Origin of the sequence: Ectopseudomonas alcaliphila, from assembly GCF_900101755.1 — a bacterium.
Taxonomy (GTDB): Bacteria; Pseudomonadota; Gammaproteobacteria; order Pseudomonadales; family Pseudomonadaceae; genus Aquipseudomonas; species Aquipseudomonas alcaliphila.
Window position 1 is genome coordinate 40,465 of the sequence record NZ_FNAE01000014.1, and the last position, 22,429, is coordinate 62,893.

At 62.9% G+C, this 22,429-nt stretch carries 20 protein-coding genes; 13 read left to right on the forward strand and 7 right to left on the reverse strand.

Annotated features, from left to right (window positions below; genetic code table 11):
- Positions 1 to 70: 70 nt before the first annotated feature.
- From adk to BLR77_RS24265, 6 genes are all read left to right on the forward strand, one after another.
- Entirely contained in the window at positions 71 to 718 is a 648-nt protein-coding gene (gene adk, locus BLR77_RS24240; RefSeq protein WP_017675094.1) for an adenylate kinase, read from the forward strand.
- A gap of 181 nt (positions 719 to 899) precedes the next feature.
- Entirely contained in the window at positions 900 to 1,661 is a 762-nt protein-coding gene (locus tag BLR77_RS24245; protein WP_074682606.1) for a 5'-nucleotidase, lipoprotein e(P4) family, read from the forward strand.
- A gap of 116 nt (positions 1,662 to 1,777) precedes the next feature.
- Positions 1,778 to 2,461, forward strand: coding sequence for a tRNA (adenosine(37)-N6)-threonylcarbamoyltransferase complex dimerization subunit type 1 TsaB (gene tsaB / locus BLR77_RS24250; protein WP_074682608.1), 684 nt, complete (start codon positions 1,778 to 1,780; stop codon positions 2,459 to 2,461).
- A 113-nt stretch (positions 2,462 to 2,574) separates the two neighbouring features.
- Positions 2,575 to 2,919 (forward strand): hypothetical protein, encoded by a 345-nt coding sequence (locus BLR77_RS24255; protein ID WP_074682610.1) that lies wholly within the window; start codon positions 2,575 to 2,577, stop codon positions 2,917 to 2,919.
- 42 nt (positions 2,920 to 2,961) lie between these two features.
- Positions 2,962 to 3,831 (forward strand): DUF72 domain-containing protein, encoded by an 870-nt coding sequence (locus BLR77_RS24260; protein ID WP_074682612.1) that lies wholly within the window; start codon positions 2,962 to 2,964, stop codon positions 3,829 to 3,831.
- A 12-nt stretch (positions 3,832 to 3,843) separates the two neighbouring features.
- A complete protein-coding gene (locus tag BLR77_RS24265; protein ID WP_074682614.1) occupies positions 3,844 to 4,545 on the forward strand; it encodes an extensin-like domain-containing protein in 702 nt (233 codons plus the stop codon).
- A 91-nt stretch (positions 4,546 to 4,636) separates the two neighbouring features.
- Here BLR77_RS24265 and BLR77_RS24270 read toward each other — a convergent pair whose 3' ends face one another.
- Complete coding sequence (locus BLR77_RS24270) at positions 4,637 to 5,404, reverse strand: hypothetical protein (protein WP_238380623.1); 768 nt, start codon at positions 5,402 to 5,404, stop codon at positions 4,637 to 4,639.
- 106 nt (positions 5,405 to 5,510) lie between these two features.
- On the opposite strand from BLR77_RS24270, the gene BLR77_RS24275 reads away from it, so the two are divergent.
- Positions 5,511 to 6,302: a class I SAM-dependent methyltransferase gene (locus tag BLR77_RS24275; protein WP_074682618.1), complete on the forward strand. Its 792-nt coding sequence runs from the start codon at positions 5,511 to 5,513 to the stop codon at positions 6,300 to 6,302.
- 4 nt (positions 6,303 to 6,306) lie between these two features.
- Here BLR77_RS24275 and BLR77_RS24280 read toward each other — a convergent pair whose 3' ends face one another.
- Positions 6,307 to 6,942, reverse strand: a complete 636-nt coding sequence (locus tag BLR77_RS24280; protein WP_074682620.1) for a TetR/AcrR family transcriptional regulator — start codon at positions 6,940 to 6,942, stop codon at positions 6,307 to 6,309.
- Between the two features lie 149 nt (positions 6,943 to 7,091).
- On the opposite strand from BLR77_RS24280, the gene BLR77_RS24285 reads away from it, so the two are divergent.
- Entirely contained in the window at positions 7,092 to 8,195 is a 1,104-nt protein-coding gene (locus BLR77_RS24285) for an efflux RND transporter periplasmic adaptor subunit (protein ID WP_074682622.1), read from the forward strand.
- 6 nt (positions 8,196 to 8,201) lie between these two features.
- Positions 8,202 to 11,276 carry an efflux RND transporter permease subunit gene (locus BLR77_RS24290; protein WP_074682624.1) on the forward strand — a complete coding sequence of 1,025 codons (3,075 nt, stop codon included), beginning with the start codon at positions 8,202 to 8,204 and terminating at the stop codon, positions 11,274 to 11,276.
- Between the two features lie 129 nt (positions 11,277 to 11,405).
- Here BLR77_RS24290 and bfr read toward each other — a convergent pair whose 3' ends face one another.
- The 3 genes from bfr to BLR77_RS24305 form a co-directional block, all read right to left on the reverse strand.
- Positions 11,406 to 11,876 carry a bacterioferritin gene (gene bfr / locus BLR77_RS24295; protein ID WP_003462607.1) on the reverse strand — a complete coding sequence of 157 codons (471 nt, stop codon included), beginning with the start codon at positions 11,874 to 11,876 and terminating at the stop codon, positions 11,406 to 11,408.
- A gap of 269 nt (positions 11,877 to 12,145) precedes the next feature.
- The gene (gene glpD / locus BLR77_RS24300) at positions 12,146 to 13,675 is read right to left on the reverse strand and encodes a glycerol-3-phosphate dehydrogenase (RefSeq protein WP_074682626.1); all 1,530 of its coding nucleotides are present in this window, start codon (positions 13,673 to 13,675) and stop codon (positions 12,146 to 12,148) included.
- A 148-nt stretch (positions 13,676 to 13,823) separates the two neighbouring features.
- On the reverse strand, positions 13,824 to 14,582 hold the full coding sequence (locus BLR77_RS24305) for a DeoR/GlpR family DNA-binding transcription regulator (RefSeq protein WP_074682628.1): 759 nt from the start codon (positions 14,580 to 14,582) through the stop codon (positions 13,824 to 13,826).
- 98 nt (positions 14,583 to 14,680) lie between these two features.
- Between BLR77_RS24305 and ybaK the strand changes: the two genes are divergently transcribed.
- The 3 genes from ybaK to BLR77_RS24320 all read left to right on the forward strand — a co-directional run bounded on the left by ybaK (position 14,681) and on the right by BLR77_RS24320 (position 17,838).
- Positions 14,681 to 15,151, forward strand: a complete 471-nt coding sequence (gene ybaK / locus BLR77_RS24310) for a Cys-tRNA(Pro) deacylase (protein ID WP_074682630.1) — start codon at positions 14,681 to 14,683, stop codon at positions 15,149 to 15,151.
- 226 nt (positions 15,152 to 15,377) lie between these two features.
- Positions 15,378 to 16,865: a glycerol kinase GlpK gene (gene glpK / locus BLR77_RS24315; protein WP_074682632.1), complete on the forward strand. Its 1,488-nt coding sequence runs from the start codon at positions 15,378 to 15,380 to the stop codon at positions 16,863 to 16,865.
- A 166-nt stretch (positions 16,866 to 17,031) separates the two neighbouring features.
- Positions 17,032 to 17,838, forward strand: coding sequence for a PhzF family phenazine biosynthesis protein (locus tag BLR77_RS24320; RefSeq protein ID WP_074682634.1), 807 nt, complete (start codon positions 17,032 to 17,034; stop codon positions 17,836 to 17,838).
- Between the two features lies 1 nt (position 17,839).
- Here the strand turns inward: BLR77_RS24320 and BLR77_RS24325 are convergent, their stop codons facing one another.
- Together BLR77_RS24325 and argF are read right to left on the reverse strand one after the other, a co-directional pair.
- Complete coding sequence (locus BLR77_RS24325; RefSeq protein ID WP_064495330.1) at positions 17,840 to 18,946, reverse strand: ABC transporter ATP-binding protein; 1,107 nt, start codon at positions 18,944 to 18,946, stop codon at positions 17,840 to 17,842.
- Complete coding sequence (gene argF, locus BLR77_RS24330; protein ID WP_074682636.1) at positions 18,943 to 19,863, reverse strand: ornithine carbamoyltransferase; 921 nt, start codon at positions 19,861 to 19,863, stop codon at positions 18,943 to 18,945. Before argF ends, BLR77_RS24325 begins: the two co-directional genes overlap by 4 nt.
- A 412-nt stretch (positions 19,864 to 20,275) precedes the next feature.
- Between argF and BLR77_RS24335 the strand changes: the two genes are divergently transcribed.
- The gene (locus BLR77_RS24335; protein ID WP_074682638.1) at positions 20,276 to 22,384 is read left to right on the forward strand and encodes a molybdopterin oxidoreductase family protein; all 2,109 of its coding nucleotides are present in this window, start codon (positions 20,276 to 20,278) and stop codon (positions 22,382 to 22,384) included.
- Positions 22,385 to 22,429: the final 45 nt, after the last annotated feature.

Sequence of the window (22,429 nt, forward strand, 5' to 3'; positions counted from 1 at the left end):
CTACATTCAAGAGATTGGCCCCACGAGGCGAGTCCGACCGATTACTACATAACTCTTGAGGAGCACATCGATGCGCGTGATTCTGCTGGGGGCGCCCGGTGCCGGCAAAGGTACCCAGGCTCGCTACATCACCGAGAAATTCGGCATTCCGCAAATCTCCACTGGCGACATGCTGCGTGCTGCGGTCAAGGCTGGCACCGAGCTCGGCCTGAAGGCCAAGAGCGTGATGGACGCTGGCGGCCTGGTCTCCGACGACCTGATCATCAATCTGGTCAAGGAGCGCATCGCTCAAGCCGATTGTGCCAATGGTTTCCTGTTCGACGGTTTCCCGCGCACCATTCCGCAGGCTGAAGCCCTGCGCGATGCTGGCGTCGCGCTGGATCACGTGGTTGAAATCGCCGTGGAGGACGAGGAAATCGTCAAGCGTCTGTCCGGCCGCCGTGTTCACCCGGCTTCCGGCCGCGTCTACCACACCGAGTACAACCCGCCGAAGGTCGCCGGCAAGGACGACATCAGCGGTGAAGAGCTGGTTCAGCGCGAAGACGACAAGGAAGAAACCGTGCGTCATCGCCTGTCCGTCTACCACTCGCAGACCAAACCGCTGGTGGACTTCTATCAGAAGCTCTCCGCTGCATCCGGTACCCCGAAGTACAGCCATATCCCGGGTGTCGGCAGCGTCGAAGAGATCACCGCGAAGACCCTGGCGGCGCTGGACTGAGTCCACATCGCCCGTTGTCATCGCAGCAAGGCCCCGAAAGGGGCCTTGCTCGTTTATGGAACCTGGTACGTTCTGGTCGTTCTCAAGCATGGCCGCGCAACGCGTGCCGGTTAGTATCGACGATGCAGCCTCCGGTCTGCGCCGGGGATGTGTCGATAACCTATAAGGAAGAGGGCATTCAATGACCGAGAAACGCATCTGGCTGGGCCTTGCGGTATCGCTGCTGGCCACTCCGTTGGCATTTGCCGACACCGCGACTGATTGTTCCGTCGCCGAATTCACCATGGGCTTGCGCTTTCAGCAGCAGTCGGCGGAGGTCCAGGCGCTGCAGTTGCAGGCCTATAACATCGCCACGGAGAAACTCGACAAGGCCGTGGCAGCGGCCAAGGATCCATCGAAGCTGGCCATCGTCACCGATCTCGATGAAACCGTGATCGACAACAGCGCGCTGCTGGCGCGCGATCTGGCCAATTGTCACCAGTACGACGCCTGGGACACCTGGCTGCCCTGGGAGCGCGACGGCACGCCCGAGCTGATTCCTGGCGCGAAGAAATTCCTCGAGCACGCCGACAAGCTCGGCGTGACTATTCGCTACATCTCCGACCGCGCCGACGAGCAGAAGAAATACACCCTGGCCACGCTGAGCAAGCTGGGTCTGCCGCAGGTGTCGGAAGAGAGCGTGCTGCTGCTGGGGCCGCCCAAGGTCGAACGCCGCGCCATCGTCAGCGCCGATCAGCAGATCATCATGCTGCTGGGCGACACGCTGCATGACTTCGACGCGCGCTTTCGCAAGACGCCGCTCGATGCGCAGCGCAAGACGGTCGCCGAAGAGTCGGGCAAGTGGGGCGTCGAGTGGATCGTGTTCCCCAATGCTGGCTACGGCACCTGGTCCAAGGCGCCGCTCAAGGGCTGGGAGGCCGAGCCGGTGGTCGAGCCTTGGTAACGCGGCGCTGAACCCCCGTCGGTCGCTCGGCGCAAGCCGGGCGCCGTCATGACGCTGGAAAAAAACTCGTCGAGCCGGTCTAATGCCGGCTCTTTTTCTTCAGCTGTCCGAACGCAATGACCACTCTCCTGGCCCTCGATACCGCTACCGAAGCCTGCTCCGTCGCGCTGCTGCATGACGGTCGCGTGCTCAGCCACTACGAAGTCGCCCCGCGTATGCACGCGCAGCGCCTGTTGCCGATGATTGAGCAACTGCTTGGCGAGGCGGGCATCGCTGCATCTACGCTGGACGCCATCGCCTTCGGCCGTGGCCCTGGTGCTTTCACCGGTGTGCGCATCGCCATCGGCGTGGTGCAGGGACTGGCCTTTGCCCTGGAGCGACCGGTGCTGCCGGTATCCAATCTGGCTGTGCTGGCCCAGCGTGCGCTGCGTGAGCAGGGCGCGACTCAGGTCGCAGCCGCTATCGATGCGCGCATGGACGAAGTCTATTGGGGCTGCTACCGCGCCGAAGCCGGCGAGATGCGGCTGCTCGGTCAGGAGGCGGTGTTGCCGCCGGAGCAAGCTGAAGCGCCGCGTGGCAGCGAGGGTGAGTGGTTTGGCGCCGGCACCGGTTGGGGCACCTTTGCCGCGCGTATCGCCCTCAAACCCACCAGCATGGATGGCGGCATGCTGCCGCACGCCGAAGACCTGCTGACTCTGGCCCGTTTTGCCTGGGCACGCGGCGAGGCGTTGCCGGCCGATCAGGCGCAGCCGGTGTACCTGCGTGACCAGGTCGCCACGCCGAAAGCACCGCCGGCATGACAACTGGTCGGATGCCTGGCGTCAAGATCCCTTCGGCATTTGCCAAGGGCGCAGCCCGCCGCTACATTGCCACCACTGTCCCTTGTTCAGCCGAGCCCACCGAGCAGTCCTAGATGCGGATCGACGGTTACTTACCCTCCTACTCGCCAGATCGCGGCCCCCGTTCGGGAACTGCGGTCACGCCCTATCGCGAGGCGCAGCGGGAGGTCGAGGCTCAGCGTGAACAACCGGCTGCCCCGGCCAGCAGCCAGGGCCTGGAACAGACGCCGCAGATTCGCCGCGTGCAGGCCAGCAGCAGTAACACCGATAGCCTGCCGAGCCGTTCCCAGGACCTCGGCTTTCAACAGCCCGCGCTGAGCAACCGTGCTGCTCAGGCGTTGGCCAGCTACAGCACCACCGCCGCTTACGCCAGCGAATCCGATGCGCAGGAAGTGCTCGGCCTCGATCTCTACGCGTAACCCCGTTTCACGCCCCCTCAGCCAGGTTCGCCAAACAAACCGATGAGCGCTGCGCTTCCCTATTTTCTTGGTTGTCCGTCATGGAGCGAAGCGGCCTGGCGTGCCACGCTGTATCCGCAGGACACCCGGCCAACCGAGTTTCTCAGTCGCTACACCGAGGTGTTCAACGCGGTTGAGGGCAATACCACGTTCTACGCCAGACCCAGCGAGCAAACGGTGGCGCGCTGGGCGCAGGCGATGCCGGCGCACTTTCGTTTCTGCGCCAAGTTGCCGCGAGACATCAGTCACAGCGAGGACCTGTGCCAGCAACTGGATGAGGTCACGCAGTTTCGCCAGTTGCTGGCGCCGCTTGGCGAACGGGTGGCGCCTTACTGGCTGCAGTTGCCGGCCAGCTTCGGACCGTCGCGGTTGGCGGAGCTAGCGGCGTTCATCGAGCAGTGGGGTGACTGGCCTCTGGCGATAGAAGTGCGCCATCCGGAATTCTTCGCCAAGGGCGATGCCGAGCGCGTGCTCAATCGCCTGCTGCACGAGGGGGGTATCGAGCGCATCTGCCTGGATTCGCGTGCGCTGTTCAGCTGCGACTCGCAGGCGCCCGCCGTGCTGCATGCGCAAGCCAAGAAGCCGCGCCTGCCGACTCGGCCCACCGCGTTCAGCCAGAGCCCGCAGCTACGCTTCATCGGTCATCCCGAGTTGCTGGCCAACGATCCCTTCATGCTGCCCTGGCTGGACAAGGTCGCCGGCTGGATCGAACAGGGGCTGTCTCCTTACGTATTCGCTCATACCTCCGATAACCGCCTGGCGCCCGAGCTGGCACGGCGTTTTCACCAGCAGCTGATGCTGCGCTTGCCGGGCCTGCCCGAACTGCCGGTTCTGCACAGGGAACAGGAACTGGAGCAGCTCGGTTTACTCTGATGGAGCATGGATATGCTGATACGGATAATCGGTCGTTTGCTGTTTCTCTCTCTGCTGCTGGGCGCGGCGCTTCTGGTGGCGCTGTGGCGTGGCTGGGTGGATGTGGCGCCGCGTTATAACCCCTGGGCACCGCTGGATGTGCGAGAGACGCCGAACCTGCTGACCCCATTCAAACTCTGGCGCTTGAGCGAGGATCGTGAGTTGTGCGACCTGGCGCTGGCGACTTCTGACCTGCGTTTTACCCGTCTTGCCGACAGCACGCCGTACCCGGGCTGCCCGGTGGAAAACGCCGTGCGTATCCAGGGCGCCAGCGTTGGCCTGAGCAGCAGTTTCATGGCGACCTGTCCGCTGGCGGTGAGCTTCGCCCTGTTCGAGCGACATGGGCTGCAGCCGGCTGCGCAGGCGGTATTCGGCCAGCCGGTGACCCGCGTCGAGCATGTCGGCAGCTTCGCCTGTCGCAGCATTGCCGGCAGCCAGCGACCCAGCCAGCATTCCTATGCCAACGCGCTGGATATGGTCGGTTTTCGTCTGCGTGACGGCCAGCATGTCAGCGTGCTGCGAGACTGGCCGGGGCAGGGCGACAAGGCGCGCTTCCTGCGCCTGGTGCAGGAAGCGGCCTGCGACAGTTTCAACGTGACTCTGGGGCCGGACTACAACGCCGCCCACCGCGATCACTTTCACGTCGATATGGGCATGTGGCGGATGTGTCGCTGAGGCGCTTACGATCCGTAGGGCGGGTGTAACCCGCCATAGCGCCAATGGCGGGTTACACCCGCCCTACGGCAACAAAAAAGCTTCGCCATCCCTAGCGTTTGGCCAACAGCAGGTCGGCCGCCTGTCCGCTGCGCCCATCGGCGAACTCGAATCGGCCCAACTGGGCGATCCGGTCGTAAGCGCCGAGTGCGATGCTGACATCACGGGCGCGCAGGTCGATGGCGCTGACGCCAGCCTCGCCGAGCGTCTGCAACTGCTGGCGGCCCTGTGCGTCGAAACGCAGCAGGCGCAACTTGTCGAATACTGCATCGGCCGCATCGATACGGCCGTCGCCGTTATCGTCGAAGCGCGCCAGTTCGGCGAAGCCGTTGGCAGCGCCATGCTGATCGCCGAACAGCTCGCGGCCATCGTCGATACGCCCGTTGCCATTGCGATCCAGCGCCAGTAGTGCGTCATCACCGGTGGGCACGCTGATCGAGTCCATGCGTCCGTCGGCATCCAGATCGAAGCGCACGGGGCGACTCAAGCCGCTGGTGGAGAAACCGTTGCCAGCCAAGTCCAGCACCAGTGGGTCGACCAATTGCGGTGCCTGCCCGGTGCTGACATTCAGCTCCAGGCCTCGCTGATCGATCACTGCCTGGCTGACGGCGGCTGCACTGCTGGATACTGCCGGTTGCTCCTGCGTCTGCTGGAGCTCGCGGGCAATGTCGCCGGGCCTTTGCTCGTCCTCGATACCCAGAGTACGGCGCAAAATCTGATAGTTGATGGATTCGTGGGCTGCGCGGTCGAGTTCATCGTCCAGCGGGCGCGGGCTGGCAGGGCTGCTGCTTGGGCGTGGAGCGGAGAGGGCGTCGAACATGTTCACTCTCGATGCGGCTGTCGGCGGCCGGGTCTGGCAGAATGCCGCTTCTTCGATATCGGCCGCGTGGTCGATGCTTTGAGTGATTTTTGAGCAGAACGAGCCAATGACCGACGAGCGGCATAACGCCAGTATCCGTATCCATCCCTTGCATCCTCAGTACGCCGAAGCGGCTGCGCAATGGGCGTCGCGCCTGGGTTTGGCGCAAGAGGGGGAAACCGAGTTCGCCCTGCAGTTGGGAGATGACGGGTTGCAGCTGGTGGAGCTGGGCGACAAGGCTCCCGGGCCGGTGCGGGTAGATTTTGTCGAGGGCGCAGCGGCGCATCGACGTCAGTTCGGCGGCGGCAGTGGGCAAATGATCGCCAAAGCGGTGGGGGTGCAATCGGGTATTCGGCCGAAGGTTCTCGATGCCACGGCTGGCCTGGGACGTGATGCTTTCGTGCTGGCCAGTCTGGGCTGCGAGATGACCCTGATCGAACGCCAGCCGCTGGTCGCCGCCCTACTGGAGGACGGCCTGCAACGTGCTGCGCTGAGCCTCGATGTGGCGCCCATCGTTGCGCGCATGCATCTGCTCACCGGCAATGCCATTGAACTGATGCAGAACTGGCAAGGGGAGGCGCCGCAAGTGATCTACCTTGATCCGATGTTCCCGCATCGTGACAAGAGCGCGCTGGTGAAGAAGGAAATGCGCCTGTTCCGTCCGTTCGTCGGTGATGATCTTGACGCGCCGGCGCTGCTCGAAGCGGCGCTGGCGCTGGCCACTCATCGCGTGGTGGTCAAGCGCCCGCGCAAGGCGCCGGCAATCGAGGGTGGCAAGCCGGGCTACGTGCTGGAGGGCAAGTCCAGCCGTTATGACATCTACCCGAAGAAGAAACTGGAGCCCGGCGCCCAGGTGTAAGCGCTCAGGGCCTGTAGGCGCGCAGAAACAATTGCACCGCATCCTGCACATGGTGCTCGGCGGCTTCACCCTCCAGCGGTTCGCCACAACCGATCAGCAGGCGGAAATGCGCGCCGCCCTTGAGCAGGCTGAAGAAGTGATCCGCGGCCAGGTGCGGATTATCCAGGCACAGCAGGCCGCGCTTGGCGGCCTTGTGCAGGAGCACTTCCATTTCTGCTTGCACCCGCTTCGGGCCGGCCTCGTAGAACATCTGCGACAGCTTCGAACCCTGGCTGGCCAGGTTCACCATCATCCGATGCATTTCTACCGATTCGCGGCTGTTGACCAGCGCCAGAAAGCCGCGCGCGATTTCCAGGAGCTGGCTTTCCAGCGGCACGTTATCCGGCAGTTCGAACAGCAATTCGGGCAGTTGCTCCTCGCACTTGGCCTTGATCGCCGCAGAGAACAGGGTCTCCTTGTCGGTGAAGTGGCTGTAGACCGTGAGTTTGGAAACTCCGGCCTCTGCAGCGATGGCGTCCATGCTGCTGCCGTCGTAACCGTTACGCAGGAACAGGCTCTTGGCCGCCTCGAGAATGGCGCGACGTTTGGCGGGATCCTTCGGACGGCCGGGGCCGGAAGGTTGTAACAACTTGTCAGGCATTGGCGGATTTTAATACTGGACTGGCGAGTTTGCTATTTTTACTATACCCGGCAGTACAAATATTCCAAAGGGCAACACCATAAGCGTCGCCGTAGCAGTGCAGGTCGCTTTTGGATCCAGCCCCAAACCTTCTTCGAAAGGTCATACCCATGTCCCGCCACGTTCTCCCTCTGGTTGTTTCTCTGGGTTTCGTATTCGTGTTGTCTGCCTGCGGCAATGGTGAGCAGATGGAGCAGCCGATTCGTCCTGCCATGGTGGTGCAGCCGCAACCGGCCGCTGCCCTGGTCGACAGCTATCCGGGCGAGGTGCGTGCGCGTTACGAGCCGGAGTTGGCCTTCCGTATCGCTGGCAAGGTGAGCAAGCGCATGGTCGATGTTGGTGATCGGGTGAAGAAGGATCAGGCGTTGGCCGAGCTGGATCCACAGGACGTGCGCCTGCAACTGGAGGCCACTCGCGCGCAGATGGCTGCAGCCGATGCCAACCTGCAGACCGTGCGCGCCGAGCGTGAGCGTTACAAGACGCTGCTCGAGCGCAATCTGGTCAGCCGCTCGCAGTTCGACAACGTCGAGAATCAGTACCGTGCTGGCGAAGCGCGTCTGAAACAGGTCAAGGCCGAGTACGACGTGGCCCGCAATCAGACCGACTATGCCGTGCTGCGAGCTTCGCAGGACGGCCTGATCGCCCGTCGTACGGTCGAGGTGGGGCAGGTGGTGGCGGCCGGTCAGACGGTGTTCACCCTGGCTGCCGATGGTGAGCGTGAGGTGTCGATCAACCTGCCGGAGCAGAGCTTCGGCCGTTTCGAGATTGGTCAGGTGGTCGAGGTGGAGCTGTGGTCGCAGCCCGATCAGCGTTTCCCCGGACGCATCCGTGAGATGGCGCCGGCTGCTGATCCGCAATCGCGTACCTTCGCCGCCCGTGTCGCCTTTACCGAGGGCAAGGTGCCGGCCGAGCTGGGGCAGAGCGCGCGGGTATTCATCGCCAGCAACGGTGAGGTGCCACTGGCCGTGCCGCTGTCGGCACTCAGCGCCGAGCGCGGCCAAGCGTTCGTCTGGGTTGTCGATCCCAAGGCGAATACCGTGCAGCGCCGCCCGGTACGTGTCGGCGCCTATGGTGACGACCGTGTGCCGGTGCTGGAGGGGCTGGTCGCTTCCGACTGGGTGGTCGCCGCCGGGGTGCAGATTCTGCGCGAGGGTCAGCAGGTACGCCCGGTCGATCGGGACAATCGCAACGTCGAACTGGCAGCCAAGGAGTAAGCCGGCATGAGCTTCAACCTGTCTGCCTGGGCGCTGCGCCATCGCCAGATCGTCCTCTACATCATGCTGCTGTTCGCCGTGGTGGGGGCGCTGTCATACACCAAGCTGGGCCAGAGCGAGGACCCACCGTTCACCTTCAAGGCCATGGTGATCCGCACCAACTGGCCAGGCGCCAGCGCCGAAGAGGTGTCGCGCCAGGTCACCGAGCGTATCGAGAAGAAGCTGATGGAGACCGGCGAGTACGACCGCATCACCAGCTTCTCCCGACCTGGCGAATCGCAGGTCACCTTCATGGCGCGCGACTCGATGCGCAGCTCCGAGATTCCCGAGCTGTGGTATCAGGTGCGCAAGAAGATCAGCGACATCCGCCACACACTACCGCCCGGTATCCAGGGGCCGTTCTTCAACGATGAATTCGGCACCACCTTCGGCAATATCTATGCGCTGACTGGCAACGGTTTCGACTACGCGGTGCTCAAGGACTACGCCGACCGCCTGCAGCTGCAGCTGCAGCGGGTCAAGGATGTAGGCAAGGTCGAGCTGGTGGGGCTGCAGGACGAGAAGATCTGGATCGAGCTGTCCAACACCAAGCTGGCGACGCTGGGCTTGCCACTGTCTGCCGTTCAGCAGGCGCTGGAGGCGCAGAACGCGGTAGCGGCCGCCGGATTTTTCGAGACGCCCAGCGAGCGTATTCAACTGCGCGTGACCGGGCGTTTCGAATCGGTGGAGGAGATTCGCGATTTTCCCATTCGCGTCGCCGACCGTACTTTCCGTATAGCCGATGTGGCCGAGGTCAAGCGCGGCTTCAACGATCCACCCGCGCCGCGCATGCGCTTCATGGGCGAGGATGCCATCGGCATCGCCGTGGCGATGAAGGACGGCGGCGACATTCTGGTACTGGGCAAGGCGCTGGAAGGTGAGTTCGCCCGGTTGCAGCAAACGCTGCCGTTGGGCATGGAGCTGCGCAAAGTGTCGGATCAGCCGGCGGCGGTGAAAACCGGCGTGGGCGAGTTCGTCAAGGTGCTGGTGGAGGCGCTGGTGATCGTGCTCGCGGTCAGCTTCTTCTCTCTGGGTGTGCGCACCGGCCTGGTGGTGGCGTTGGTGATCCCGCTGGTGCTGGCGATGACGTTTGCCGCCATGTACTACCTCGGTATCGGCCTGCACAAGATCTCTCTCGGCGCGCTGGTGCTCGGCCTCGGCCTGCTGGTGGACGACGCGATCATCGCGGTGGAGATGATGGCGATCAAGATGGAGCAGGGCTACGACCGCTTCAAGGCCGCCAGTTTCGCCTGGACCAGCACGGCTTTCCCGATGCTTACCGGTACGCTGATCACCGCTGCCGGGTTCCTGCCCATCGCCACGGCGCAGTCCGGTACGGGCGAGTACACCCGGTCGATCTTCCAGGTGGTGGCCATTTCGCTGATCGCCTCATGGATTGCTGCGGTGATGTTCGTGCCCTATCTGGGCGACAAGCTGCTGCCCGATCTGGCCAAGCTGCACGCGGCAAAACATGGTGGCAGCGCAGGCGGTCACGACCCTTATTCGACCCCGTTCTACCGCCGTGTTCGCGCCACGGTGCAATGGTGCGTGCGCCGTCGGGGCATCGTGATCCTGCTGACCATTGCACTGTTCGTCGCCTCGGTGCTGCTGTTCCGTTTCGTGCCGCAACAGTTCTTCCCGGCCTCCGGGCGTCTGGAATTGATGGTCGATATCAAGCTGGAGGAGGGCGCGTCGCTGAGCGCCACCGAGGCCGAGGTGCGTCGCCTGGAGCAACTGCTCAAGGAGCAGTCTGGCATCGACAACTACGTGGCCTATGTCGGCACCGGCTCACCGCGTTTCTATCTGCCTCTGGATCAACAATTGCCTGCGGCGAGCTTCGCTCAGTTCGTGGTGCTGGCTTCGAGCATCGAGGAGCGCGAGCGCCTGCGTGGTTGGCTGATCAAGGTGATGAATGACGAGTTCCCCAGCCTGCGCAGTCGCGTCAGTCGCCTGGAGAACGGGCCGCCCGTGGGGTACCCGATCCAGTTCCGTGTCAGCGGCGAGCATATCGACGAGGTGCGCACCCTGGCCCGCCAGGTGGCGGACAAGGTGCGTGAGAATCCGCATGTGGTGAACGTGCACCTGGACTGGGAAGAGCCGAGCAAGGTGGTGATCCTCAATATCGATCAGGATCGCGCGCGTGCCCTGGGGGTCAACACCGCCGAGTTGTCGCGCTTCCTGCAGGGCTCGCTATCCGGTACCAGCGTCAGTCAGTACCGTGAGGGTAACGAGCTGATCGAGATTCTGCAGCGCGGTACGCCGCAGGAGCGCAAGGCCCTGAGCCTGCTGCCGAGCCTGGCGGTGCCGACCGACAGCGGTCGCAGCGTAGCGCTATCACAGGTGGCGACGCTGGAGTACGGCTTCGAGGAAGGCATCATCTGGCACCGCAATCGTCTGCCCAACGTTACCGTACGTGCTGACGTGTATGGCAAGCAGCAGCCGGCTAGTCTGACCCAGCAGATCCTGCCGACGCTTGAGCCGATCCGTGCCGAGTTGCCGGATGGTTATCTGCTGGAAGTCGGCGGCACAGTGGAGGACTCGCAACGCGGCCAGAAGTCGGTGAACGCCGGTATCCCGCTGTTCATCGTGGTGGTACTGACGTTGCTGATGCTGCAACTGAAGAGTTTTTCGCTCTCGGCGATGGTGTTTCTCACAGCGCCGCTGGGTCTGATCGGCGTCACCCTGTTCCTGCTGATTTTCCGCCAGCCCTTCGGCTTCGTCGCCATGCTCGGCACCATTGCCCTGGCGGGCATGATCATGCGTAACTCGGTGATTCTGCTCGATCAGATCGAACAGGACATCAGCAGTGGCCTGGATCGCTGGCACGCCGTCATCGAGGCCACGGTGCGTCGCTTCCGCCCCATCGTGCTCACCGCGCTGGCGGCGGTGCTGGCGATGATTCCGCTGTCGCGCAGTGTCTTCTTCGGGCCGATGGCGGTAGCGATCATGGGCGGCCTGGTGGTCGCCACGGCTTTGACGCTACTGTTCCTGCCGGCGCTTTATGCGGCGTGGTTCCGGGTCAAGGAAAACGAGGCGCAGTAAGTTGTGGGAGGCGCTTTAGCGGCGAGCTTTTAATGCTGTCGCGGCTTTCAAGCTCTTCCCCGCAAAGTTGCTGATAGCAATAAAAAAACGGGAGCCAGTGGCTCCCGTTTTTCGTCGAGCGGATCGGACTTATTCGTCCATCTGCGATTGCAGGTAGTTCTGCAGACCGACGGCCTCGATCAGGCTGAGCTGGGTTTCCAGCCAGTCGATATGATCTTCCTCGGAGCAGAGGATTTCTTCGAGCAGTTCGCGACTGGCGTAGTCACCGATGCTCTCGCAGTAGGCGATGGCTGCCTTCAGGTCACCGTGGGCCTTGTGCTCGATCTTCAGGTCGCACTCGAGCATTTCCTTGGTGTTTTCACCGATCAGGATCTTGCCCAGGTCCTGCAGATTGGGAATACCTTCGAGAAAGAGAATGCGCTTGATCAGCTTGTCGGCATGCTTCATCTCGTCGATGGATTCGTGGTACTCGTGCTCGCCGAGTTTCTTCAGGCCCCAATCTTCGTACATGCGTGCATGCAGGAAGTACTGGTTGATGGCGACCAGTTCGTTACCAAGAATCTTGTTCAGGTGTTGAATGACCTTCTTGTCGCCTTTCATGTCCGCTCCTGCTGTTTCAATGACCGTGATGATCTCGAATTTTCGGCCTGGTTCTTCCTTATGTCAAACTTAAGTGGTTGAAACATAAGTAAAAATAAAACTGAATAAGAATGTTTTTATTCCGCATCATGACGCCAAGTTATTGAATCAACGCAATAAAAAAGTTGCTGAAAGTTCTGCGCTGACTAAAACGGGTAAAGGAAGTCGATATTTTATTTTTCCGCGCCCATAAAAAAGCCCCGCAAAGCGGGGCATGGGGCACGCAGAATTCAGGCGGCGTGAGCCGAATGCGGGTCGCGGCTGTTCAGGTAGTCCTGCAAGCGGGCCTGCTGCACCGGGGTCATGAACAGGCCCAGTTTGCTGCGCCGCCAGAGAATGTCGGCACTGCTGCGCGCCCATTCTTCACGGCGCAGGTATTCCACTTCGCGGGTGTAGAGCCCGGCACCGAGATGCTCGCCGAGGTCGGTCAGGTTGTGCACACCATCGAGCAGGCGCCAGGTGCGGCTGCCATAGCTGGTGGCCCAGCGTCTGGCCAGGCTGGTGGGTAGCCAGCCATGGCGTTCGCATAGCGCTTCGACCAGGGCGCTCTGGCTTTGCAGATCCTCGCCACCGGGGAGCGGGGCGTTGGCTGTCCAGCTCGGGCCCAGATTGGTGAAATGTGCGGCCAGCTCATGCATGGCGGACTCGGCCAGCTTGCGATAGGTGGTCAGCTTGCCACCGAAGACTGACAGTAGTGGTGCTTCGCCCGGCGCGCCGGAGAGCGACAGGGTGTAGTCGCGGGTAATGGCTGACGGCTCATCGGATTCGTCATCGCACAGTGGGCGCACGCCCGCGAAGCTGTGCAGCACATCGTCACGGCTGAGCTGTTGCTTGAAGTGATCATTGACCACCTTGAGCAGATAGTCGGTTTCCTCGGCGGTGATCGTCACCTGGGCAGGGTCGCCCTGATATTCGCGGTCAGTGGTGCCGATCAGGGTGAAGCGCTCCAGATAAGGAATGGCGAAGACGATGCGACGGTCTTCGTTCTGCAGGATGTAGGCTTGCTCACCGTCATACAGGCGCGGCACGACGATATGGCTGCCCTGGATCAGGCGAATGCCGTAAGGCGATTGCTGCTTGAGGTCTTCACGGATGAAGCGGGCGACCCAGGGGCCGGCAGCGTTGATCAGCGCGCGTGCGCGAATCGACAGCAGGCTGCCATCGCTGCGCTCCAGATGGATATGCCACAGGCCTTTGCTGCGCCGGGCACTGACGCAGCGAGTGCGCGGGTGGATGTGCGCGCCTTTCTCCCGTGCGGCCATGGCGTTGAGCACCACCAGGCGCGCATCGTCCACCCAGCAGTCGGAATATTCGAAGCCGCGGCTGATTTCCGCCTTCAACGGGCTACCCGCGCCGAAGCGCACGCCGCGCGAAGCCGGCAGGCGCTCGCGCTTGCCCAGATGATCATAAAGGAACAGGCCGGCGCGGATCATCCAGGCCGGGCGCAGGTGCGGGCGGTGCGGCAGAACGAAGCGCATCGGTTTGACGATATGCGGCGCTTTGGCCAGCAGTACCTCGCGTTCGGCCAGGGCCTCGCGCACCAGACGAAATTCATGATGCTCCAGATAGCGCAAGCCGCCGTGGATCAGCTTGCTGCTGGCAGAAGAGGTATGGCTGGCCAGATCGTCCTTTTCGCAAAGGAACACGGACAGGCCACGGCCGGCAGCATCGGCGGCGATGCCCACGCCGTTGATGCCGCCGCCAACGACGGCGAGGTCATAGACTTCCGCAACAGGGCTGGCGAACTGGTCGTGGGGCATGTGGCACGCTCGGCTATTGGATTCGAATGTGTTTATGTTCACTTTCGAAAATATGCTAGACGAAGATGCGCAGCTTCGCTACCCCGGCACGCGAATGCGCGCCGAGCGGTCGTTGACGGAGGTTGGGTGTAACTCGGATCGAGCGCAATCAGACCAGGTCTAGCTGGACCTTGTGGCTGTGCAGCAGGCGGGTGATGGCGGTTGAAGGCGCGCTGTCGGTGAAAACGCGGTCGACCAGCGCGATAGAGCCCAGGCGCACGACTGCGTTGCGGCCGAACTTGCTGGAGTCGGCCGCAAGGAGTACCTGCCGAGCGTTGTCGATGATCGCCTGGGAAACCCGTACTTCCTGATAGTCGAAATCGAGCAGGCTACCGTCGTCGTCGATACCGCTGATACCGACGATGGCGTAATCGACCTTGAACTGCTGGATGAAATCCACCGCCGCCTGGCCGACGATGCCGCCGTCGCTGCGCACCGTGCCGCCCGCCACCAGGACCTCGAAATCGGCCTTGGCGCTGAGTTGCGCGGCCACATGCAGGTTGTTGGTGATGATCTTCAGGCCCTTATGGTTCTGCAGTTCGCGGGCGATGGCCTCGGTGGTGGTGCCGATGTTGATGAACAGGGAGGCGTGATCCGGAATCTGCGCGGCCACGGCTTCGGCGATGCGCTGTTTTTCCTCGCGCATCTGCCCGGCGCGCATGCCGTAGGCGGTGTTCTGAATGCTCGATGATTCGCACGCCGCGCCACCATGGGTGCGGCGCAACAGTCCGTGCTCGGCCAGTTGGTTGATATCGCGGCGAATGGTCTGTGGGGTAACGGCGAAGGCTTGGGCCAGCTCGTCGATGCTGACGTAGCCGCGCTCGCGGGCGAGGTTGAGGATGTCGTGCTGGCGGGGAGCGAGATTCATGAGCGCTTCCTGTGGTGGTCACCCATTATAGGCTGTAGATGCGGAGGATTTCGGCCTGTTAATGTAGGGCATCTTTCATCTCGTTTTCACATTCGAACATGACTCCAGCCATCGATCTATTGAAGAAGGCTAAGGCCGAACACCGTGTGCACAGCTATCAGCATGACCCCAAGGCGCCGTCCTATGGGCTGGAAGCTGCGGAAAAGCTCGGTCTGGCGCCCGAATGCGTGTTCAAGACCCTGCTCGCGGCGACCGAGAAAGGCGAGCTTCTGGTGGCCGTGGTGCCAGTGGCTGGCAGCCTCGATCTCAAGGCGCTGGCTGCAGCGGCTGGCGCCAAGAAGGCCGACATGGCCGACCCGACTGCCGCGCAGCGCGCCACTGGTTATCTGGTCGGCGGCATCAGCCCGCTGGGGCAGAAGAAACGCTTGCGCACCTTTATTGACGAATCGGCACGTCAGCATCCCACCATTCACGTCAGTGGCGGTCGGCGCGGGCTGGAGCTGGAGCTATCGGCCGAGACCCTGGCGCAACATACCCAGGGGCAGTTCGCCGCTATCGGCAAAGCCTGAACCGAGCAGTATGCTGCCAGCAAAATAAGCCAGTCTGCAGTCAACTGCAGTGAACGCTAGCAGATCATTGAAAAACGTAGGCGAGGCAGCCAGTGCAAGGAAAAAATAGGCGAAAAAGCGGAGTTTACGCGTTGTAAATGAGCATTTTGAGCCTGTTTTTGACGCAGCAATGGCAACGCAGGTAGTTTTTCAACAGCCTGCTACCGATAACAACAAGGAATCTTGCATGACCCAATACCTGCTAGCCATCGACCAGGGCACCACCAGCTCCCGCGCCATCATCTTCAGTGCCCAGGGCTTGCCGGTTGCACGTGCCCAGCAGGAGTTCAAGCAGTACTTCCCGCAGGACGGCTGGGTCGAGCACGACGGCCAGGAAATCTGGCTGTCCACGCTCAAGGTTTGCCGCGACGCCATTGCCAGCAGTGGTCTGCAGCCCGAAGCGATCGCCGCCATCGGCATCACCAACCAGCGCGAGACTACCCTGGTGTGGGATGCCGTCAGTGGCACGCCGATCCATCCCGCCATCGTCTGGCAGGATCGCCGCACGGCTGATTATTGCGCCGGGCTCAAGGACCAAGGCCATGAGTCGATGGTCTCGGCCAAGACCGGCCTGCTGATTGACCCGTATTTCTCGGCCACCAAGCTGCGCTGGATCCTGGAGAACGTGCCTGGCGCCCGCGAGCGTGCCGAGCGCGGTGAATTGCGCTTCGGCACGGTCGACAGCTTCCTGCTGTGGCGCCTGACCGATGGCAAGGTGCATCGCACCGATGCCAGCAACGCCTCGCGCACGCTGATGTTCAACATTCATACCCAGCAGTGGGACGACGAGCTGCTCAAGCTGTTCGAGATCCCCGCCAGCCTGCTGCCGGAGGTGCTCGATTGCGCGGCCGAGTTCGGCCATGCCGAAGCCGGGTTGCTCGGTGCCAGCATTCCGGTGCTGGGCATGGCTGGCGATCAGCAGGCTGCCTTGATCGGCCAGGCCTGCTTCGAGCCGGGGATGGTCAAGAGTACCTACGGCACGGGTTGCTTCATGATCCAGAACACTGGCGAGCAGCCGGTGAGCTCGAAGAATCGCCTGCTCACCACGGTCGGCTATCGCCTCGATGGCAAGGTGACCTATGCGGTGGAGGGCAGCATCTTTGTGGCCGGCGCGGCAGTGCAGTGGTTGCGTGACGGTATCAAGCTGATCAGCCATGCGCGCGAGAGCGAGGCGCTGGCCGAGGCGACCGGTGAGGCCTGCGGCGTCTATCTGGTGCCGGCGTTCACCGGCCTGGGTGCTCCGTATTGGGACCCCAAGGCGCGTGGTGCCATCTTCGGCCTGACCCGCGACACCGGGATCAAGGAGATCGTCACTGCCGGCCTGCAGTCCGTGTGCTACCAGACCCGCGACCTGCTCGAGGCCATGCGCCAGGACGGTGCCGCGGCGCCCAGTGCGCTGCGTGTCGACGGTGGCATGGTGGAGAACAACTGGGTCATGCAGTTTCTTGCCGACATTCTTGGGGTCAGCGTCGAGCGCCCGGAGGTTACCGAGACCACCGCGCTCGGCGTCGCCTACCTGGCGGGTCTGAAGCTAGGCCTTTACCAGGACCTGAATGCCATCGCCAGCCACTGGCATCGCCAGCAACGTTTCGAGCCGCGAATGAACGAGGCGCATCGTGAGCGTCTCTACGCCGGTTGGCTGGATGCGGTGAAACGGGTGCGCAGCGAGGGCTGAGTCTCTCCAGAATCTCAGGAGCGACTTCAGCCGCGAAGCCTGGATCGTTGGCGGCCAAGCTGCTCCTGCGAATAGCCAGTAGGGCATCTGGAAAACAGGAACTGTATCTGTTGCAGCTTGCCTTGCGCGGGCATGCTGGCGGCTCTCATCTGGCCAGGAATGCATCATGCCTTTCGAATTCCATCAAGTTGACGCCTTTACCGATCAGCCGTTCTCGGGCAATCCCGCCATGGTCTATCGCCTGGATGCCTGGCTGGACGAGACGCTGATGCAGCGCATCGCCGCCGAGCACAACCTGGCTGAGACGGCATTCGTGGTGAAGGAGGGCAGTGCCTGGCATATCCGCTGGTTCACCCCGGTCAGCGAGGTGCCGCTCTGCGGACATGCCACCCTGGCGGCGGCCAAGGTGTTGTTCGACATCTATCAGGAACCGGCCGAGGTGCTGGATTTCACCTGCTTGTCCGGAGCGCTGCAAGTCACCCGTCAGGGTGAGCGTCTGCAGCTGGATTTCCCGGTGCGGCGCGTGGAATTGGTGACGCGGGAACTACACGCGCAGGCCGAACGCGCGCTGGAGCGCCAGGTGGAGCAGGTGATGGCGCTGGGCAACGGCGATGGCAGTGTGCAGGAGCTGATGGTGGTGCTGGGCTCCGAGGTCGAGCTCCGCGAGCTGAAGCCGAATCTGTCGGCGCTGGCCACCCTGCCTGGGCTTGGCGTGCTGGTCACTGCCAGCGGACAAAAGCACGACTTCGTTTCGCGGTACTTCGCGCCGAGCATAGGTATCGATGAAGACCCGGTGACCGGCTCGACGCACTGCATGCTGGTGCCTTACTGGGCCGAGCGTCTGAGGCGTACCACGTTGAGTGCCTTCCAGTGTTCGGCGCGCGGTGGTGAACTGCTCTGTCGTCTGGAGGGCGAGCGGGTGAAGATCGCTGGTCACGCGCGGCATATCGCCAGTGGCCAGCTGATGCTCTGATTCAGTTGCTGCTGACCCTGCGCACACCACCGGAGTCGCTGAGCTGCAATTGCGCGGCGACGCTGCCGAGAGCCGGGAAGGCCACCAGATGATCGGCGGCGACGCGGATGCCCACTTCGTCGCCCGGCTGGTGGTCGGCATGGCTGGGGAAGATCGATTCCAACTGGCTGCCGGTCGGCAGTTGCAGGCGGTAGAGCGTCGCAGCGCCGAGGAAGGTCTTGCCGACGATGCGCGCCTTCAGTTCGCTGTGCTCGTCCGGGACGATGTCGTCCGGGCGTAGCAATACATCAACCGCGCTGCCCTGGGCCCAGGTATAGGCGCGGTTGCCGCGAATCATGCCGAGTTCGGTCTGCACCGTTTCCGGGCCGAGCAGCTGGCCGCGAATGAAGTAACCCTGACCGATGAAGCTGGCGACGAAAGGCGTCAGCGGCTCGTGATAGAGGTTGAACGGTGTGTCCCACTGCTCCAGGCGGCCATCCTTGAACACGCCGACGTGATCGCTGACGGCGAAGGCTTCTTCCTGATCGTGAGTGACCAGGATGGCGCTGGTACCACGCGCCTTGAGAATTTCCCGTACCTCATGGCTCAGGCGCCTGCGCAGTTCGCCATCGAGGTTGGAGAAGGGTTCGTCGAGTAGCAGCAACTTCGGTTCCGGCGCCAGAGCGCGGGCCAGGGCGACGCGCTGCTGCTGACCACCGGACAGCTCGTGCGGGTAGCGTTTGGCCAGGTTACCGAGCTTGACCAGCTCCAGCAGCTCTTGAGTGGCGCGCTCGGCGTTGGGCTGCTTGCGGATACCGAAAGCGACGTTTTCCGCCACGCTCAGGTGGGGGAACAGGGCGTAATCCTGGAACACCATGCCGATATGGCGTTTCTCCGGCGCCAGGGTAAAACCGGCGCGGGAAATCACTTCGCCCGCCAGTTCGATCTCGCCTTCCAGGACCGGCTCGAAACCGGCGATGGCGCGCAACGTGGTGGTCTTGCCGCAACCCGAAGGGCCGAGCAGACAGCCGATATCGCCAGCGTTGAGGTGCAGGTCGAGATCCTGCACCACCTTGTGGGCGTGGTAGCCGCAGTTCAGCCCGCGCAGCTGCAGCAGAGGCTGGCTCATGCGTGGTGGTACGCCGGTTCGACCAGCATCTCCAGTAGCGCCTTCTGGGCGTGCAGGCGGTTCTCGGCCTGATCCCAGGCAACCGAGCGCGGGTCGTCGAGCAGGTCGACGCTGATTTCTTCGCCACGGTGCGCCGGCAGGCAGTGCATGAACAGCACGTCTTCGGCGGCGGCGTCGAGCAGCTCGCGGGTGACCTGGTAGGGGCGGAACAACGCCATGCGCTGCTCGGCTTCATCTTCCTGGCCCATGGAGGCCCACACGTCGGTGCTTACCAAGTGGGCGCCGGCCACTGCCTCGCGTGGGTCGCGCACGACCTGTACGCGCTCGCCAGCCAGGGCCAGGAAGCGCGCATCCGGCTCGTAGCCAGCAGGGCAGGCGACCTTCAGCTGGAAGTCGAACTGCATCGCCGCTTCGATATAGGAGTTGCACATGTTGTTACCGTCGCCGATCCAGGCCACCGTCTTGCCGGTGATACTGCCGCGGTGTTCGAGGAAGGTCTGCATGTCGGCCAGCAGCTGGCAGGGGTGCAGGTCGTCGGACAGACCGTTGATTACCGGTACCTTGGACTTGGCAGCGAACTCGGTGAGGTTGCTGTGGGCGAAGGTGCGGATCATCACCGCGTCGAGCATGCTCGACATGACGATGGCGGCATCGCCGATCGGCTCGCCACGACCCAGTTGGGTGTCGCGCGGCGAGAGGAAGATGGCCTGGCCGCCGAGCTGGATCATGCCGGCTTCGAAGGACAAGCGGGTGCGAGTCGAGGCCTTCTCGAAGATCATGCCCAGCACGCGATTCTTCAGCGGCTCGAAGAGTACGCCACGGTTGCGCAGATTCTTCAGCTCGATGCCTCGGCGGATCAGTCCCACCAGTTCGTCCGGTGTGTAATCCATCATCGAGAGAAAGTGTCTGACGCTCATCGTTAACTACCTTTATCACTACAGTTCGCAAGCCCGCAGCCGGGGATAAAACCGACAAAAACAGCAGAGCTTGCGGCAGGAGGCCGCAGGGTGCGACGAAACAGGGGAAGGCGCGATCTTATAAGGAAATGACGAGACGGCGCAAATTGCCGCCCGCAGGCTTGCAGAATCCTGTTTTGCAAGCCTTTGCAGACGCTGCGTAGAGGTCTGGCAGGCAACTGCCACCCTTGCGTGCTTCAGCGCTACCGGCAACGAGGGCGTCTTGATCGTCATCAGTGGCGCTTCTAAATCCGCAGGCTTGATGCCTGCCGATTCATGAGACGAACGCTGCTGGCGTCGCCTCCGCGCTCGGCCCATAGTTCTAAGCCCGCGACCTGACCGGTCGTCTCGGATCAGAACAAGAGGCCAGGCCATGACCAAGTCCCTCCATTACCGTGCATGCCATCTGTGCGAAGCCATCTGCGGGCTCGCCATCGAAACTGAAACCCAGGCAGACGGCGAAACGCACATCCGCTCGATCAAGGGTGATGCCCAGGACAGCTTCAGCCGTGGTCATATCTGCCCCAAGGCCGTGGCGCTGCAGGATATCCAGAATGACCCGGATCGCATTCGCCAGCCCATGCGGCGCATCGGTGAACAATGGCAGGCCATCGACTGGGACGAGGCGTTCGAACTGGTGGCCGAGCGCCTGAGCACAATTCAGGCGGCGCATGGGCAAAACGCCGTGGCGGTTTATCAGGGCAATCCCAGCGTGCACAACTACGGGCTGATGACCCACAGCAACTATTTCCTCGGTCAGCTGAAAACCCGCAATCGCTTCTCCGCCACGTCGGTCGACCAGTTGCCGCACCACCTGACCAGCCACCTGATGTATGGCCACGGCCTGCTGATTCCGATTCCCGACATCGATCACACCGACTTCATGTTGATCCTCGGCGGCAACCCGCTGGCTTCCAACGGCAGCATCATGACCGTGCCGGATGTGGAGAAGCGCCTGAAGGCCATCCAGGCGCGTGGTGGCAAACTGGTGGTGGTCGACCCGCGGCGCAGCGAAACCGCGGCCATCGCCGACCAGCATCTGTTCGTGCGCCCCGGTAGCGATGCCGCGCTGCTGCTGGCGCTGCTCAACACCCTGTTCGAGGAAGGCCTGACGCGTGGCAGTCATCTGCCGGTGGAGGGGTTGGAGCAGGTGCGCGAAGCGATTGGCGGGTTCCATGCTGAGGCCATGAGCGCGCGTTGTGGGGTGCCGGCCGAAACCATCCGGCAACTGGCGCGGGATTTCGCGGCAGCGGACAAGGCGGTGTGCTACGGCCGCATGGGGGTTTCCACCCAGGCGTTCGGTACGCTGTGTCAATGGCTGGTGCAGCTGATCAACCTGGTGACCGGCAACCTCGATCGCGCAGGCGGTGTGCTCTGCACGACACCGGCGGTGGATCTGGTGGCGAGCACTTCAGGCGGGCATTTCAACCGTTGGCAGAGCCGGGTTTCCGGCTTGCCGGAGTATGGCGGCGAGCTACCGGTTTCGGCGCTGGCCGGAGAGATGCTCACGCCTGGCGAGGGGCAGATCCGCGCGCTGGTCACCGTGGCCGGCAACCCGGTGCTGTCCACGCCCAATGGCCGCCAGCTGGAACAGGCGCTGGACGGCCTGGAGTTCATGCTCTCGGTGGATTTCTACATCAACGAAACCACCCGCTACGCCGACCTGATCCTGCCGCCGACCGCGCCGCTGGAGCATGATCATTACGACACCACCTTCAATGTGTTCGCGGTGCGCAATGTCACCCGTTTCAATGAGGCGGTGCTGGCCAAGCCGAAAGGCGCGTTGCACGACTGGGAAATCTTCGTCGGCCTGGCCAAGGCCTTCGCTGCGCGCAATGGCCTTGAGCTGAAGCCGACCATGGCGCCGGAGCAGATGATCGACATGGGCCTGCGTTTCGGCCCCTACGGTGATAGTAGCGAGCGCAAACTCAGCCTGGCTGCCTTGCGCGAGCATCCGCATGGGCTCGACCTGGGGCCCTTGCAGCCGAATCTTGCCGCGCGCCTGAAAACCCCGAGCAAGGCGGTGCAGGCGGCTCCTGAGCTGCTGCTGACCGATCTGGCGCGCTTTGCCGAACAACAGCAGCCGGCCGCCCATGAACTGCTGCTGATCGGCCGTCGTCACGTGCGCAGCAACAACTCCTGGATGCACAACTATCACCGTCTGGTGAAGGGCAAACCGCGTCATCAGTTGTTGATGAACCCGGCGGATCTGGCCAGTCGTGGCTTGGCCGATGGCCAGCGCGTGCGGGTGCGCTCGCGGGTTGGCAGTATCGAGGTGGAGGTGGCGGCCAGCGATGAGGTGATGGCTGGCGTGGTCAGTCTGCCCCACGGCTGGGGCCATGCTCGACCCGGTGTGCAGATGGACATCGCTCGTGCGCAACCGGGTGCCAGCGCCAACGACCTGACCGACGAACGCCAGCTCGATGCGCTGTCCGGCAATGCGGTGCTCAATGGCGTGCCGGTGGAGGTGGTGGCTGCGTAGAGGGCGTCTCTCCCGACCGGGTTATAGGAGCCGCGCCTCGCGGCG

Excerpts from the sequence above, each read along its gene's own strand:
- adk (WP_017675094.1), top strand. The coding sequence starts at position 71 with ATGCGCGTGATTCTGCTGGGGGCGCCCGGTGCCGGCAAAGGTACCCAG.
- BLR77_RS24245 (WP_074682606.1), top strand. The coding sequence starts at position 900 with ATGACCGAGAAACGCATCTGGCTGGGCCTTGCGGTATCGCTGCTGGCC.
- tsaB (WP_074682608.1), top strand. The coding sequence starts at position 1,778 with ATGACCACTCTCCTGGCCCTCGATACCGCTACCGAAGCCTGCTCCGTC.
- BLR77_RS24255 (WP_074682610.1), top strand. The coding sequence starts at position 2,575 with ATGCGGATCGACGGTTACTTACCCTCCTACTCGCCAGATCGCGGCCCC.
- BLR77_RS24260 (WP_074682612.1), top strand. The coding sequence starts at position 2,962 with ATGAGCGCTGCGCTTCCCTATTTTCTTGGTTGTCCGTCATGGAGCGAA.
- BLR77_RS24265 (WP_074682614.1), top strand. The coding sequence starts at position 3,844 with ATGCTGATACGGATAATCGGTCGTTTGCTGTTTCTCTCTCTGCTGCTG.
- BLR77_RS24270 (WP_238380623.1), bottom strand. The coding sequence starts at position 5,404 with ATGTTCGACGCCCTCTCCGCTCCACGCCCAAGCAGCAGCCCTGCCAGC.
- BLR77_RS24275 (WP_074682618.1), top strand. The coding sequence starts at position 5,511 with ATGACCGACGAGCGGCATAACGCCAGTATCCGTATCCATCCCTTGCAT.
- BLR77_RS24280 (WP_074682620.1), bottom strand. The coding sequence starts at position 6,942 with ATGCCTGACAAGTTGTTACAACCTTCCGGCCCCGGCCGTCCGAAGGAT.
- BLR77_RS24285 (WP_074682622.1), top strand. The coding sequence starts at position 7,092 with ATGTCCCGCCACGTTCTCCCTCTGGTTGTTTCTCTGGGTTTCGTATTC.
- BLR77_RS24290 (WP_074682624.1), top strand. The coding sequence starts at position 8,202 with ATGAGCTTCAACCTGTCTGCCTGGGCGCTGCGCCATCGCCAGATCGTC.
- bfr (WP_003462607.1), bottom strand. The coding sequence starts at position 11,876 with ATGAAAGGCGACAAGAAGGTCATTCAACACCTGAACAAGATTCTTGGT.
- glpD (WP_074682626.1), bottom strand. The coding sequence starts at position 13,675 with ATGCCCCACGACCAGTTCGCCAGCCCTGTTGCGGAAGTCTATGACCTC.
- BLR77_RS24305 (WP_074682628.1), bottom strand. The coding sequence starts at position 14,582 with ATGAATCTCGCTCCCCGCCAGCACGACATCCTCAACCTCGCCCGCGAG.
- ybaK (WP_074682630.1), top strand. The coding sequence starts at position 14,681 with ATGACTCCAGCCATCGATCTATTGAAGAAGGCTAAGGCCGAACACCGT.
- glpK (WP_074682632.1), top strand. The coding sequence starts at position 15,378 with ATGACCCAATACCTGCTAGCCATCGACCAGGGCACCACCAGCTCCCGC.
- BLR77_RS24320 (WP_074682634.1), top strand. The coding sequence starts at position 17,032 with ATGCCTTTCGAATTCCATCAAGTTGACGCCTTTACCGATCAGCCGTTC.
- BLR77_RS24325 (WP_064495330.1), bottom strand. The coding sequence starts at position 18,946 with ATGAGCCAGCCTCTGCTGCAGCTGCGCGGGCTGAACTGCGGCTACCAC.
- argF (WP_074682636.1), bottom strand. The coding sequence starts at position 19,863 with ATGAGCGTCAGACACTTTCTCTCGATGATGGATTACACACCGGACGAA.
- BLR77_RS24335 (WP_074682638.1), top strand. The coding sequence starts at position 20,276 with ATGACCAAGTCCCTCCATTACCGTGCATGCCATCTGTGCGAAGCCATC.